The 14,149-nt window shown below is 66.4% G+C and carries 11 protein-coding genes and 1 tRNA gene; 7 read left to right on the top strand and 5 right to left on the bottom strand.

Annotation, left to right across the window (positions count from 1 at the left end):
* Window positions 1–14: 14 nt before the first annotated feature.
* Complete coding sequence (locus tag ABIE57_RS10710) at window positions 15–1,043, bottom strand: NAD(P)/FAD-dependent oxidoreductase (RefSeq protein WP_354539011.1); 1,029 nt, start codon at window positions 1,041–1,043, stop codon at window positions 15–17.
* A gap of 54 nt (window positions 1,044–1,097) precedes the next feature.
* Here ABIE57_RS10710 and mnmC2 point away from each other — a divergent pair, with 54 nt between their 5' ends.
* Both mnmC2 and ABIE57_RS10700 read left to right on the top strand, forming a co-directional pair.
* Window positions 1,098–1,790: a tRNA (5-methylaminomethyl-2-thiouridine)(34)-methyltransferase MnmC2 gene (mnmC2, locus tag ABIE57_RS10705; RefSeq protein ID WP_354539010.1), complete on the top strand. Its 693-nt coding sequence runs from the start codon at window positions 1,098–1,100 to the stop codon at window positions 1,788–1,790.
* A complete protein-coding gene (locus ABIE57_RS10700; RefSeq protein WP_354539009.1) occupies window positions 1,787–2,653 on the top strand; it encodes a DMT family transporter in 867 nt (288 codons plus the stop codon). The genes mnmC2 and ABIE57_RS10700 overlap by 4 nt, the downstream gene beginning before the upstream one ends.
* Window positions 2,654–2,915: 262 nt before the next feature.
* On the opposite strand, the gene ABIE57_RS10695 is transcribed toward ABIE57_RS10700, so the two are convergent.
* Window positions 2,916–4,841, bottom strand: coding sequence for a lytic transglycosylase domain-containing protein (locus ABIE57_RS10695; RefSeq protein WP_354539008.1), 1,926 nt, complete (start codon window positions 4,839–4,841; stop codon window positions 2,916–2,918).
* A 134-nt stretch (window positions 4,842–4,975) separates the two neighbouring features.
* Between ABIE57_RS10695 and dapA the strand changes: the two genes are divergently transcribed.
* On the top strand, window positions 4,976–5,851 hold the full coding sequence (gene dapA, locus ABIE57_RS10690; RefSeq protein ID WP_354539007.1) for a 4-hydroxy-tetrahydrodipicolinate synthase: 876 nt from the start codon (window positions 4,976–4,978) through the stop codon (window positions 5,849–5,851).
* Window positions 5,852–5,907: 56 nt separating this feature from the next.
* Here the strand turns inward: dapA and aroA are convergent, their stop codons facing one another.
* The 3 genes from aroA to ABIE57_RS10675 form a co-directional block, all read right to left on the bottom strand.
* Window positions 5,908–7,257, bottom strand: coding sequence for a 3-phosphoshikimate 1-carboxyvinyltransferase (gene aroA / locus ABIE57_RS10685; RefSeq protein WP_354539006.1), 1,350 nt, complete (start codon window positions 7,255–7,257; stop codon window positions 5,908–5,910).
* 85 nt (window positions 7,258–7,342) lie between these two features.
* Window positions 7,343–8,938 (bottom strand): phosphoglycerate dehydrogenase, encoded by a 1,596-nt coding sequence (gene serA, locus ABIE57_RS10680; RefSeq protein WP_354539005.1) that lies wholly within the window; start codon window positions 8,936–8,938, stop codon window positions 7,343–7,345.
* Window positions 8,939–9,024: 86 nt separating this feature from the next.
* Window positions 9,025–10,179 carry a phosphoserine transaminase gene (locus ABIE57_RS10675; protein WP_354539004.1) on the bottom strand — a complete coding sequence of 385 codons (1,155 nt, stop codon included), beginning with the start codon at window positions 10,177–10,179 and terminating at the stop codon, window positions 9,025–9,027.
* 551 nt (window positions 10,180–10,730) lie between these two features.
* Between ABIE57_RS10675 and ABIE57_RS10670 the strand changes: the two genes are divergently transcribed.
* The 4 genes from ABIE57_RS10670 (at window position 10,731) to ABIE57_RS10655 (ending at window position 13,974) form a co-directional block, all read left to right on the top strand.
* Window positions 10,731–12,602, top strand: coding sequence for an autotransporter domain-containing protein (locus ABIE57_RS10670; RefSeq protein ID WP_354539003.1), 1,872 nt, complete (start codon window positions 10,731–10,733; stop codon window positions 12,600–12,602).
* 131 nt (window positions 12,603–12,733) lie between these two features.
* Window positions 12,734–12,807: transfer RNA gene (locus ABIE57_RS10665), tRNA-Gly, on the top strand.
* A gap of 118 nt (window positions 12,808–12,925) precedes the next feature.
* Window positions 12,926–13,267, top strand: a complete 342-nt coding sequence (locus ABIE57_RS10660) for a hypothetical protein (RefSeq protein WP_354539002.1) — start codon at window positions 12,926–12,928, stop codon at window positions 13,265–13,267.
* A complete protein-coding gene (locus tag ABIE57_RS10655; protein ID WP_354539001.1) occupies window positions 13,264–13,974 on the top strand; it encodes a methyltransferase domain-containing protein in 711 nt (236 codons plus the stop codon). Before ABIE57_RS10660 ends, ABIE57_RS10655 begins: the two co-directional genes overlap by 4 nt.
* Window positions 13,975–14,149 lie beyond the last annotated feature (175 nt).

Below are 14,149 nucleotides of genomic sequence, written 5' to 3'. Positions count from 1 at the left end.
CATGCCGGACCGGCTCATAGGCAATCCTCCGGTCGAAACCCCTCGGGGATGTGGTCGATCCCGTCGAGCATGAGATCGGCCATCACCTCGGCCACCTTCGGGGCCATGCCGAAGCCGATCTTGAAGCCGCCATTGGCGATGAACGCACCCGCCTTGAACGGGTGCGGCCCCAGCATCGGCGCGCGGCTGCGGGTGCGCGGGCGCAGCCCGGCCCATCTCAGGATCACCGGCGCAGCCGCCAGCGCGGGCAGGGCAGCGCGGGCGCGCGCGATCACGTCGTCAAGCTGTGCATCGGTGGCGGCAGGGTCTGCAAAGTCACGCTCGGAGGTGGAGCCGATGGCCACCGTCCCATCATCGTGCGGCACGATATGCACGCCCCCGGCAAAGACCTGCGGCAGCGCGCGCGCGTCAAACGCCAGAAGCGCGGCCTGCCCCTTGACGCCGTTGCCCACAGGGTGGCCCGTGGCGGCGCTCAGCTCTGCCAGCCCCGCAACGCCGGTGGCCCAGAGGATGCGCCCCTCCTGCGCGCCGTCGCGGACCACGTCGGCCCCGGTCGCGCGCAGGGCCGCCACCAGCGCCGCGCAGGCCCGTCGGGGGTGAAGCCGTGCGCTCAGAGTGTCGTGGATGACGTGGCCGCTCGGGCTCTCGGGGCACCAGGCACCTGTCGCCGCCTCCACCCGCCAGAGGGCCTTGCCCTGCCAGAGCCGCGCGGCGCTTTCTTCGCGGGCCCGTGCCAGTGCCAGCGCCGGCGCGTCCGCGACGGGCTGTATCCGGCCCAGCCGCGCATAGCCGGACGAGACCCCGCCTGCCGCCTCCACTTCGGTCCAGAATGCCTCGGCCATCATGAGGCTGTCGAACTGGAACGCCTTCTTGGGGTTCCAGTTCTCCGGCACATGCGGGGCAAGCGTGCCGACCACCCCGCCCGAAGCCCCGGCCCCCGGCCCGTGCGGGTCGATCACACGCACACCCGCGCCGCGCCGCGCGCAGGCCCAGGCCACCGAGAGACCGAAGATCCCCGCCCCCATCACCGTGATGTCGGTCATTGCCAATTCCCCTGTGCGCCGCCATGCTTCGCGCGCTTTCTAGCGGAGTGCCCCATGCAGGACCAGCAGGCCGGGATCGACTGGCGCGAGGGTGAGGTGCCGGTCTCGACCCGGTTCGATGACCCGTATTTCAGCCTCGAGGACGGGCTGGCCGAAACGCGGCATGTGTTTTTGTCGGGCAACGATCTGCCCGCGCGCTTCCGGGACGGGTTTCACGTCGCCGAACTGGGATTCGGCACCGGTCTGAACCTTCTCGCGGCGCTTGGCGCGTGGCGGGGCGCGGGTGTGACGGGGCGGCTTTGCTATAGCAGTTTCGAGGCCTTCCCGATGACCCCCGCAGACATGCGCCGAGCGCAAGCCCGGTTTGCCGAAATCGGAGGGCTGGCCGCCGAGCTTGCCCCCCATTGGCAGGGGGGCGCGCAGGAAATCCACCTGCCGGATCTGCATTTCACGCTGGTCGTGGGGGACGCGCGCGAGACGCTAAGGGCTTGGCCGCATAAGGCCGATGCGTGGTTTCTCGACGGGTTTTCGCCCGCGAAGAACCCCGAGATGTGGCAGCCCGAGCTGATGGCAGAGGTTGCGCGCCACACGGTCCGGGGCGGCACGGCGGCGACCTACACGGCGGCTGGCCATGTCCGGCGGGGCTTGGAGGCGGCGGGATTTTCTGTCACTCGTGTGCCGGGATACGGGCGCAAGCGCCACATGACGCGCGCCATACTGGCCCGCGAAACACCGGGATGCGCATGACCGATCAGAACACCCGCCTCGGCATCTGGATGATGGTGCTCACCACCTTCATCTTCGCGGTGCAGGACGGCCTTTCGCGGCATCTGGCGGGCGAATACAATGTCTTCATGGTGGTGATGATCCGCTACTGGTTCTTCGCCGCCTTCGTCATGGCGGTGGCGGCGCGCAAGGCGGGCGGGCTCATGGCGGCCGCCGTGACCACGCAGCCGCTGGTTCAGGGATTTCGCGCGCTGCTGCTGGTAGCGGAAATTTGCGTAATGATTTATGGCTTTACCCTTCTCGGTCTGGTCGAGAGCCATGCCGTCTTTGCCGCCTATCCGCTTCTGGTGGCGGCCCTGTCGGGTCCGGTTCTGGGCGAGCGGGTGGGTTGGCGGCGATGGGTTGCCATCGGCGTTGGCTTTGTCGGTGTGGTGATCATTCTGGAGCCGGGCTTCGGCGTGTTCCAGCCCGCCGCCGTGGTGCCCTTTGTCGCCGCGCTCATGTTCGCGCTTTACGGGCTGCTCACGCGATACGTGGCGCGGCGCGACACGGCCGCGACCTCGTTTTTCTGGACGGGCACAGTGGGCTCTCTTGCCATGACCGCCGTCGGCATCTGGTTCTGGGAGCCGATGACCGGCCCCGACTGGATCTGGATGGGCGCGCTCTGCATCACCGGGGCGGCGGGGCATTATACCCTCATCAAATGCTACGAGGTCGCCGAAGCGAGCGCCGTGCAGCCCTTTGCCTATCTGCAACTGCCCTTTGCCAGCACGATCGGCATTCTTGTTTTTGCGGAGACCATCCGCCTCAACGTGGCGCTTGGCGCGGCGCTCATCGTCGCGGCGGGGCTGTTCACGCTCTGGCGGCAACGCGTGGCGCGCTGATCGCTTGACGCAAGCGGCGGGTCACGGCTAGACTTTTCACAGTTTCGTGAGCGCGGGTCCGCGCAGGTATGGGTCCGCGCAGGCATATTTTTTCAGGAGATCGCTGCGGCGATAGGATTGATGGGCTGGGCAGGGTTCAGGCGCGGATTGAGAGAGATCCGGTTTGGCCCCGCGCACCGCTCCCAATGTCGGCTTTACCGACCTGCCGCCGCTCAATGCCGACTGCCATGCGCGCATCGGCTGGCAATACGCGTTCTGAGCCTCAGTCCATCGCACTGCCGAACCCGCTGCCGCGCAACTCTTCCGTAAAAGGGCGCGGCAGCGCCGTTTCCCCGAGGCGCGCGCGATAGGCGGGCAGGCTCTCGGTCACGCGCATCACGTAGTTGCGGGTCTCCCGGAACGGGATGTGCTCGATCCAGTCGATCACGCCATGGGCGTCGCGCGTGCGCGGATCGCCATAGTCTTCGAGCCACGCGGCGACACGCCCCGGCCCGGCATTGTAACCCACCGCAATCAGAACCGGATTGCCATCGAAGCGCGCCGCCAGCTCTGCCAGATAGGCGCTGCCAAGCCGGGCATTATAGGCCCAGTCATCGAGCAGCCGACCCGCATCATAGGCCAGCCCCAGCCCCCCCGCCACCTCGCGCGCCGTGGCGGGCATGACCTGCATCAACCCGCGTGCGCCCGCCGCGCTTGTCACCACGGGATTGAACTCGCTCTCGCGGCGCGCGATGGCCAGCGCCCACTCCATCGGTGCGGGCAGATCCATCTCCGCCATCGGGTGCAGCGCGTAATAGGGGGCCCCGACGACGATCCCGCGCTCCGCCGCCGCCTTGCCCAGCATGACCTGAAGGTGGGGCTGGCCCAACTCTTCCAGCATCGCGCCCATCTGGCCGATGCCCTCCCGGTCCAGCCCATCGGCCAGATGCAGGAAGAACCGCCGCGCCTGTCCGATATCGCCCATGCGCAGGCTGAGTGTGGCGATCTCGTGGAGGTCGGAGCGTGCGAAATCCGCCATGCGCCAGTCGGGAAAGGACTCCGTGCCCGAGAGCGGTCCGGTCACGTCCACCCCGGCCTTTTCTGCCGCCAAAATCCCGTAGAAGCTGGTCGCATGCGCGGCCCCTTCGGTGTAGGCAAGCTGCGCCGCCTCCCTGTCCCCCGCCGCCTCCTGCGCGCGCCCCAACCAATAGCCCGCGCGCCCCAGCGAAATCGGCGTGGCCACGGCGGCACGGAACCGCTGGAAATGGTCAAGCGCCAGATCGGGCGCATCGAGATAGCCGAGCGCGATATACCCCGCGAGCCATTCCAGATCGGCGTAGTTCGCGCCTTCGGCAAGCTGATGCAGCGCGGCCAGTTCATAGGCCAGTGCCGCCTCGCCCGCGCGCATCTTCTGCCGCGCGAGCGCACGCCGCCAGCTGGCCCAGCGTTCCGCCTCGCCCAGGCCCCCCGCGATCCGGCTCTGGCGCAAAAGCACGGCAATCGCTTCCTCGGCCGATCCCTTGAGGTGATGGGTGAAACTCTCAAACGCGATGCCGGGGTCAAGCCGGAGCGCCTCGGGCACCTCCCCCGGCCCTTCGCGCGCAATCCGCTGGCGCGTCTCGGCGCGCTGGCGCGTGTCCTCATTCACCAACGGCAGCATGTCGGCCACATCGTTCAGCCCGCGCCAGAGCGCCATCTCCAGCCGCGCCGCGTGATGCGCGGCCAGAAGCGGCGCGAATTCCAGCAGGAAATCGTCATGCTCGGCGCGGGTCAGATCGAGCGTGCGCCACGCCAGCACCACGCCCGCCTCTGCCTCGCCCGCCCGCCCCCGGGCAAGCAGCGCGCGCGCCAGGTTGAGCGTGCCGGTGCCGGTCTGCGGCCTGTAGCCCTCGTAAAACGCCAGCACCTGATCGAACGTGCCGTGGGTCATCGCCATCTCGCTCTGCGCGCGCAGATGGTCAAGGCCGGGCCAATGCCCGTTCCGCGTCAGGAAATCGAGGATCTCGCCCGGTGCCCCCAGCCCCGCGCGCAGCCGGTGCCACTCGATCAGCGTCACCGCCGCAGGCCCCTCGCGCGCGGCCAGGCGCGCCGCCACCTCCCACCGCCCGCCTTGCATCGCGGCAAGCGCGCTGGCCAGCGGGCGTGGTGCCACCCGCGGCACCTCGGCGGCCTGCGCCGCACCAGGCGGCGCACCGAGCATCAAAACCATGAGCAGGACGCGCAACATCTCTTGCCTTTTTCGCCATGAATGCGGATAGACAGCCCCAGCCTAAGCGGCCCCGCGCCCATGGTCCACTCACGATCAACGGCTCGGCCACATCTTGCGACGTAAAGGAGCGTGTCATGTTCAGAGGATCATTCCCGGCCCTCGTCACGCCGTTCAGGAACGGCGAAGTCGATTGGGACACGCTCGGCAAACTCGTGGAATGGCATATCGGCGAGGGCAGCCATGGCCTTGTCCCCGTGGGCACCACCGGCGAAAGCCCGACGCTCAGCCATGAAGAGCACGAGCGCGTGATCGAAGAGGTGGTGCGCGCCGCTTCGGGGCGCATCCCGGTGATCGCGGGCGCAGGCTCCAACAACACGCTCGAGGCGATTCGCTTCATGCGCCACGCCGAGAAGGTGGGCGCCGACGCGGCCCTCGTGGTCACGCCCTATTACAACAAGCCGACGCAGGCCGGGCTCATCGCGCATTTCACCGCACTGCACGATTGCTGCGACTTGCCGATCATCATCTACAATATCCCCGGTCGCTCGGTCGTGGACATGACCCCCGAGACCATGGGCCGCCTCGCGCAATTGCCGCGCATCATCGGGGTCAAGGATGCCACCGGCGATCTGGCGCGCGTCTGCGCGCAGCGCATCAGTTGCGGCAAGGATTTCCTCCAGATCTCCGGCGAGGATGCGACGGCGCACGGGTTCAACGCCCAGGGCGGCGTGGGGGTGATCTCCGTCACCGCCAATGTCGCGCCGAAACTGGTGGCGCAGGTGCAGGAGGCGACGCTTGCGGGCGATTACGCCACCGCCCTTGCGCTTCAGGACCGGCTCATGCCGCTGCATCGCGCGATCTTTGTCGAGCCGGGGCTGGTGGGCGTGAAATACGCCATGTCGCGGCTCGGGCTGTGCAGCGAAGAGGTGCGCCTGCCGCTTGTGGGGCTGAGCGAGCCGACCAGGGCGCTGGTCGAGCACGGACTGCGCCACGCGGGCCTGATCAACTGAGGCCGCGCCGCTTCACTGTTCCGCAAATACTCCCGCCGGAGGCGTCCCGGCGGGCCTCATGCGCCCCGCCGGATATCCGCGCCAAGCGCGGCCATGAGCGGCTCGAAGACCGGAAATGACGTGGCGATGGGGCTGGCGTCATCGACGCTCACGGGGCTTTGCGTGGCCATGCCCATCACCAGGAACGACATGGCGATGCGGTGGTCCAGATGGCTCTCGCAGGTCTGACCGCCGGGCACATCGCCATGCCCCCGGCCATGCACGATCCACCAGTCGGGGCCATCCTCGACGGTGACGCCGCCCGCGCGCAGCCCCGTGGCCATGGCCTCGATCCGGTCGCTTTCCTTGACGCGCAATTCCTTGACGCCGCGCATGACCGTCTGCCCTTCGGCAAAGGCGGCCACCACCGACAGGACGGGATATTCGTCGATCATCGAGGCGGCGCGCTCGGGCGGCACCTCGATACCCCGCAGGTCCGGCGAGAAGCGCGCGCGCAGATCGGCCACCGGCTCACCGCCCTCCTCGCGCAGGTTTTCGTAAGTGAGATCCGCGCCCATCTCGCGCAGCGTCTCGAAAACGCCCGCCCGCGTCGGGTTCAGCCCGATATTCGGCACCAGCACATCCGAGCCGGGCACGATGAGCGCGGCGCAGACCGGGAAGGCCGCCGAAGAGGGATCGCGCGGCACCACGATGCTCTGCGGGTGCAACTCCGGCTGACCGGTGAGGGTGATGACGCGGCCCTCGTCGGTCACGTCCGTGGTGATCGCGGCCCCGAAGCCTGCCAGCATCCGCTCGGTATGATCGCGCGTCGCCTCGCGCTCGATCACCACGGTCTGCCCCGGCGCGTTCAACCCCGCGAGCAGCACCGCCGATTTCACCTGCGCGGAGGGCACCGGCACGGTGTAGCGCACCGGCACCGGGTGTTCGGCACCGATGATGGTCATCGGCAGGCGCCCGCCCGACCGCCCCACCGCCCGCGCACCGAAAAGCGCCAGCGGATCGGTGACGCGCGCCATGGGTCGCTTGTTGAGGCTGGCATCGCCGGTGAAGGTGGCGGTGATGGGCGAGGTCGCCATCACCCCCATGATCAGCCGCACGCCGGTCCCGGAATTGCCGCAGTCGATGACCTGATCCGGCTCGGCAAAGCCGCCCACGCCCACACCCTGCACGCGCCATGTGCCGTCATTGTCGCGCGTGACCTCGGCCCCAAGGGCGCGCATCGCCTTCGCGGTATCCAGCACGTCCTGCCCCTCGAGCAGCCCGGTGATCACCGTCTCGCCGACGCACATCGCCCCGAGGATCAGGGACCGGTGCGAAATCGACTTGTCGCCCGGCACCTCAGCCGTGCCGGAAAGCGGCGCGGCGCGGTGCGAGGTCATGGGAATGGGGCTGCCGTGGCCGGACATGGGCGTTCCTCGATGCGAAATCGCCTGCCTGATAGCTCAGGCAGGCGATCCCGTCCATGGGGCAATCCGGGGCGACGTGCAGGGATCAGGTCACGTCGAACTGAAGCCTGCGGATCTGCTGGAACTTGCCGGTGGCCTCGAGCGCCGCAAGCGCAGGCGCGGGCACGGGCTCGTCCACATAGAGCAGGGCGATTGCCTCGCCGCGCGCCTCGGCGCGGCCAAGGGTAAAGTTGGCGATATTGACGCCGTTCTCGCCCATGGTCTGGCCCAGCGTGCCGATGATGCCGGGCACGTCGTCATTGGTGGTGTAAAGCATGTGCCGCCCGATCTCGGCGTCGATATTGATGCCCTTGATCTGGATGAAGCGCGGCTTGCCGTCCGAAAACACCGTGCCGCCGATGGAGCGTTCGCGCAGGTCGGTCACCACGGTGATCTTGATATAGCCCTCGAACGCGCCCGATTTGTCCTGCTTGGTGGTCGAGATCCTGACGCCGCGTTCCTTGGCGATGATCGGGGCCGAGACCATGTTCACCTCGGGGTTCACCGATTTCATGATCCCCGCCATGGCGGCCGAGGTCAGCGCGCCGAGGTTCATCTCCGAGGCCACCCCGTCATAGAGGATGTTGACGGCCTTGATCGGCTCGTCGGTCATCTGGCCCACGAAATTGCCCAGATGGCCCGCCAGCTTGATCCACGGGCCCATGACCTTGGCCTCTTCCGCCGTCACCGAGGGCATGTTGAGCGCGTTGCTCACCGCCCCGGTCAACAGGTAATCCGACATCTGCTCGGCCACTTGCAGGGCGACGTTTTCCTGCGCCTCGGTGGTGGCCGCGCCCAGATGCGGGGTGCAGACAACATTCGGCAGGCCGAAAAGCGGGTTTTCCACGGCGGGCTCCTCGGCGAACACGTCAAAAGCCGCGCCCGCGACATGGCCGGATTTCAGCAGATCGGCGAGGGCCTGCTCGTCCACCAGACCGCCGCGCGCGCAGTTGATGATGCGGACGCCCTTCCTGGTCTTTTCAAGGTTCTCGCGGTTCAGCATGTTGCGGGTCTGATCGGTCAGCGGCACATGCAGGGTGATGAAATCGGCGCGCTTGAGCAGATCGTCAAGCTCCACCTTCTCCACCTGCATCTGATCGGCCTTTTCCTGGCTCAGGAACGGATCGTAGGCGATCACCTTCATCCTGAGGCCCCGCGCGCGGTCGCAGACGATGCCGCCGATATTGCCCGCGCCGATCACGCCCAGCGTCTTGCCGGTCAACTCCACCCCCATGAAGCGGGATTTCTCCCATTTTCCGGCATGGGTCGAGGCACTGGCCTCGGGGATCTGCCGCGCCACGGCAAACATCATCGCAATCGCGTGCTCGGCGGTGGTGATCATGTTGCCGAAAGGCGTGTTCATCACGATCACGCCCTTTTTCGAGGCAGCGTCCTTGTCGATATTGTCCGTGCCGATGCCCGCGCGCGCGATCACCTTGAGATTGGTGGCATTGGCGAGGATCTTTTCCGTGACCTTGGTGGCCGAGCGGATGGCAAGACCGTCATAATCGCCGATCACTTCGGCCAGCCTGTCCTTGTCCTTGCCCAGTTCGGGGCGGAAATCCACGTCGATGCCGCGATCCCTGAAGATCTGCACGGCGGTCTCGGAAAGCTTGTCGGAGACGAGAACCCTTGGAGCCATGTGTCTGGTCCTTTGATGAAACGTTGGGGGGAAGGGTCCGAAGTCTTTGAAAGACTTCGGACCGATTTCTTTTCAAGAAATCGGGGTCACGCCGTCTCGGTGAGCGCCGCGATTTCGGATTGATACGCCCAGTCGATCCAGGGCATCAGCGCGGCCACATCCGCCGTCTCGACCGTGCCGCCGCACCAGATGCGCAGGCCCGGCGGGGCGTCGCGATAGGCCCCGATATCAAGCGCCACGCCCTCGGCCTCGAGCCGCTTGGCCACCGCCTTGGCAAATCCCGCGCCGTCCGCGATGCGCGCATCCGTGAACGTGAGGCACACGGAGGTATTCGAGCGGATCGCCGGATCGGTGGCAAGAAAGCCGAGCCAGTCATGTGCCGCGACAAAGCTCTCGACCGTGGCGAGGTTCGCGTCGGCCCGCGCCTTGAGACCTTTGAGGCCCCCGACCGAGCGCGCCCAGTCGAGCGCGACAAGGTAATCCTCGACCGCCAGCATCGAGGGCGTGTTGATCGTCTCTCCAACGAAAATGCCCTCGATCAGCTTGCCGCCCTTGGTCAGGCGGAAAATCTTGGGCAGGGGCCAGGGTGGCGTATAGCTTTCGAGCCTTTCGACCGCGCGGGGGCTGAGCACGAGCATCCCGTGCGCCGCCTCGCCGCCCAGCACTTTTTGCCAGCTGAACGTGGTCACATCGAGCTTGTCCCAGGGCAGGTCCTGCGCGAAGGCGGCCGAGGTCGCGTCGCAGATCGTCAGACCCTGTCGGTCGGCCTTGATCCAGTCGCCATCCGGCACGCGCACGCCCGACGTTGTGCCGTTCCAGGTAAAGACCACGTCCTTGTCGGTATCGACCGAGGCCAGATCGACGATCTCGCCATAATCGGCGGTTTTCACCACCGCGTCGAGTTTCAACTGCTTGACCGCGTCGGTCACCCAGCCCGCGCCAAAGCTTTCCCAGGCGAGCATTTCCACGGGCCGCGCCCCCAGAAGCGACCACATCGCCATTTCCACGGCACCCGTGTCGGAGGCGGGCACGATGCCGATGCGATAGTCGTCGGGGATGCCGAGGATCTCGCGCGTGCTCTCGATCGCGGCCTTGAGCCGCGCCTTGCCGACAGCGGCCCGATGCGAGCGCCCGAGAGGGGCACCGGCCAAAAGATCAAGGGAATGTCCGGGGAATTTGGCGCAGGGGCCAGACGAGAAACGCGGGTTGGCCGGCCGCGCGCCGGGCAGTGCAATAGCCATGTGCTATCCTTCCAGATAAGCGCCCCTCGTTGGGGAGGGGTGTCCCAAGGACCGAACTACGTAAACCCCTGAAAAAAGGCAACCTGGAAAGCATCGCGCCGCGCAGTTTGTCGCAGGGCGCAGTGAAGCCGACGGGCGGGCGCGGAGCCGGGTGGCACAGGGCCGACACAGCGTGTCCGTGGCCTGTTGCGGCGCGCGTCCTTGCAAGGCGTCTTCCTCAAAGCCGGGCGATCCGGGGCAAGAGCGGCCTGACAGTCGCTCGCTCGGTCCTCGTGCGACCGCACATCAAGAATCGTGATGGAATCGAACACGTGCTGCCATGCGGCCTCGCCCCTCCTCTCATGGATATTGACAAATCACAATTTCGTGTTCATCGTTATCACGAGGTCGTGAATTTTGGCGACGGAATTTTTATGTCGTCAAATCAATAATTTAAGGTTCACGGCGCAGTCATCATTTAAGAGGTCCCGTGCACCATGTCCAATTCTCGCCGCTCTCTTCTCCTCGCAACAAGCGTTGCAGCCCTCATGTCATCCCCCGCCTCGGCGCAGGTGATCATTGACAACGGCACCATTCAGCTTGGAATCAACCCGGCAGGAAACCTTGTTACCGGCGGTATCGGTCTAACCTTCCTCACCACGACAGCCTCCTCGGGTGAAGTGCTCGCGCCCGGTTGCGCCTGCGAGGGTTGGGGCGTGGCCGACCTCTCGACCGGCGCGTTCGCGCAGGCTGGTCAGGATTTCGGCTTTTCCAATATCGTTTCCTCCTCGGTCACGGCCTCGGGCGCGGGCACCGATCCGCTGTCGGTCGGTAATGCCGCCGTCTCGGTCACCGATATCGCGGACGGCGCGCTGTCGTTGCGGCTCACCCATGATTTCGCGCCTTCGGCCACGGATAACCTCTACGCGGTTGATGTGTTGATCGAGAATACCGGCGCGGGGGCGGTCGGCAATCTGGTTTATCGCCGCGCGATGGACTGGGATGTGCCGGATACTGAGTTCTCTGAATTCGTGACCATCGGCGGCTGGCCCGCCACCAACCTGATCGGGTCGAGCGACGACGGCTTTGTTGCCGGAAACCCCAACGTGCCGCTCGCGACCCTCTCGCCCGACGCGGTGCTGAACGGCAACTTCACCGATAGCGGCCCGGATGATCACGGCGCCGTGTTCGATTTCGGCTTCGGCACGCTCGCCGCGGGCGGCACGCAGGATTTCACGATCTTCTATGGGGCGGCGGCAAGCGAGGCGGACGCCTTTCTCGCGCTCGGGGCCGTCGGTGCCGAGGTGTTCTCGCTCGGCCAGCCAAGTTCGCCGGAGGGCGACACGCAGGGCACGCCGCAAACCTTCATCTTCGGCTTTGCCGGGGTCGGCGGCACGCCCATCCCGCCGGGCGGCGGCGGTGGCGGCGGCGGTTTCGGCGCGACGACGCCGCTCAACTTCGCCACACAACTCGCCACGCTCGTCGTGGACCATCATCTCTATCGCTCGGCGCAGCGTCTCGACCGGCTTTCCCTCGGCACGTCCGCTGCGACCGTCTCCACTCAGGGGCAAGCGTCCGATTTCCGTCCCGCAGGTTTCGACGGCCTCGTTCTCAGCCTGACCGGCAGCTATTTCGATGGCGATTTCGACAACACGACGAACAATGTCGGGCTCGATTACGACTCCCATTATCTCGGCCTTTCGATCGAGCGCGAAGTCGATATCACCGGCGGGCCGTTCTCGCGCGGGCTGTATGGCTTTGCGATCGGCTACGAGGACGTGTCGGCCTCGCGCAAGGACAATCTCGGCTCGATCGACCTCGAGGGGCTGTCCTTTGCCTTCTACGGCGGTGTGGCCGACCCGAAGGGCCCTTTCGTGGACGGCGCGGCGTTCTTCACCGATCTCGATTACGATCAGACGCGGATCGGGATCGCGCAGACCTTCCGCTCCAACCCGAAGGGAGATTCATACGGCACCAAGCTGCGCGCAGGGTATAATTTCGGCCTGCCTGCAAACAGCGCGGTCGCGAACCATACGCTCGCGGCCTATGCCGAATGGACCTACACCAACACCGAGATCAACGACTTCACCGAGACGAACGCAGGGCTGACCACCGCTGGCTTCTCCGACACCTCCAACGAGGTCGGGGTCGGCGTGCGCTACGCCTTTGATGGGCTCGGCGCGCAACGCAACATCTTCGGCGTGATCGACCTCGCCGTGCTTACCGACCTGTCGGGCGACGATTTCAACGTCGCCCAGACCACAGCGGGCGGGGCTGCGATCGTGAGCCTCGTCGATGGCGACGACAGTGCAACCCTGCGGAGCAGCGTCGAGGTTGGTTTTGCCGATGCCTCCGGATGGTCCGGGGCGGCGCGCCTTGGTGGTCGCGCAAGCAGCGATCACTCCGAATTCGAGATCGGTCTGCGGGTCAGCCGCCGGTTCTGAGTCCGTGCGCCCAGGTCTGGCCCTGTAACGATCTTGTCGGCCCGGTTGCGGACACCGGACCGGGCCGATTGTGTCACGGCGCGGTCCGGCGTCTTGACCCGCCCGCCGGGCTGGCCTAATTGAGGGGCGTTGCGGGCGTTGTGTAATGGTAAGACCTCAGCCTTCCAAGCTGATGATACGGGTTCGATTCCCGTCGCCCGCTCCATACCTTTGCTTGTCGCGCCATTGATACGGTTCTGCATTGAAAAATGCAGCAGATTGCGCCATTTTCAGCGGCAACAGACCTCCGACGCACGGGGGCAGAGGCAGCAGAGGCAATCCTCATGAAACAGATCGCGTTTTTCGGGCTGGTCCTGACGCTGGCCTCCTGTGGCGGGGCAAACCGGTTCGAGAGCGATCCGCGCGCCGGACGGCCCTCAGCTTCCGGGCCTATTTCGGCGGCCTGTCTGGCCTCGGACCGCAAGGCGCGCTCGCCCGCGCTCTGCGGCTGCATTCAGGCGGTGGCCAACCAGACGCTGAGCGGGGCCGAACAGCGCCGCGCCGTGGGCTTCTACCGCGACCCGCATCAGGCACAGGAGGTGCGCACCTCGCAGCGCCCCGGCGATCAACGCTTCTGGGCGGCCTACAAGGCCTATGCCGACCGCGCCGAACAGATCTGCGCATGAGCGGCCTTTTCGGCTTTCTGCGGAATCTGCCGCCCTATGACGAGAACGAGACGACGCTTTATCGGCTGGCGCAGCGCCATAAACTGCTGATCGCACCTTTCGAAGAACAGATCGCGGGTGCGCGCGTGCTGGACCTTGCGGCGCATGACGGGCGCTGGTCCTATGCGCTGGCGGCGGCGGGTGCCGCCGAGGTGGTGGGGGTAGAGGCGCGCGCCGAGTTGATCGCACGTTTTCACGCCTTTCCCGAAACCCCCTTCAAGGGCCGTGTGCGGCTGGTCGAGAACGACCTTTTCGCCGAAATGGAAGCGCGCGTCGCGGCGGCCGAGCGGTTCGACGTGATCGCGGTCTACGGCATCTTCTATCATGTCATGGATCATTTCCGCCTGCTGTCGCTGGCGCGCAGGCTTGGGGCGCAGCTCATCATCATCGACAGCGAGTTCATCACCCTCGACAACGCCATGATCCAGGTGCTGAAGGAGGCGGTGGACAACCCGCTGAACGCGGTGACCGAGGTGGGCGGTCAGACACACACTGTCGTCGGCGTGCCCAGCCTGCGCGCGACCGAATTCATGGCCGAGGCGCTTGGTCTGGATCTGGTCTGGCTCGATCATGCGATGATCCTGGGCCCGGACCGGCGCGGGATGCGCGACTATTTCCGCGACGGGCGCAAGGTGCGCCATGTCTGTGCGCTCACGGCGCGCGGCTGAGCCTCAACGCAATGGGCGGTGTTATCCGGGCGCGTGGGGGCCTGCGACGCCTCCCCACCGGCGATACATGCCAGAGGCCGGGCGATCCCCGGGTCCGATTGCCATTTGATAACGACACGGGGCCGAGACACATTTGCGTGTCCCGGCCCCGCGTGTTCACGGAGATGTCGCCGCC

The organism is Roseovarius sp. MBR-6 (genome assembly GCF_040547525.1).
Classification (GTDB): Bacteria; Pseudomonadota; Alphaproteobacteria; order Rhodobacterales; family Rhodobacteraceae; genus Roseovarius.
Note: the sequence above shows the minus strand (reverse complement) of the source record. Positions and strands in the feature narration are given on the sequence as shown.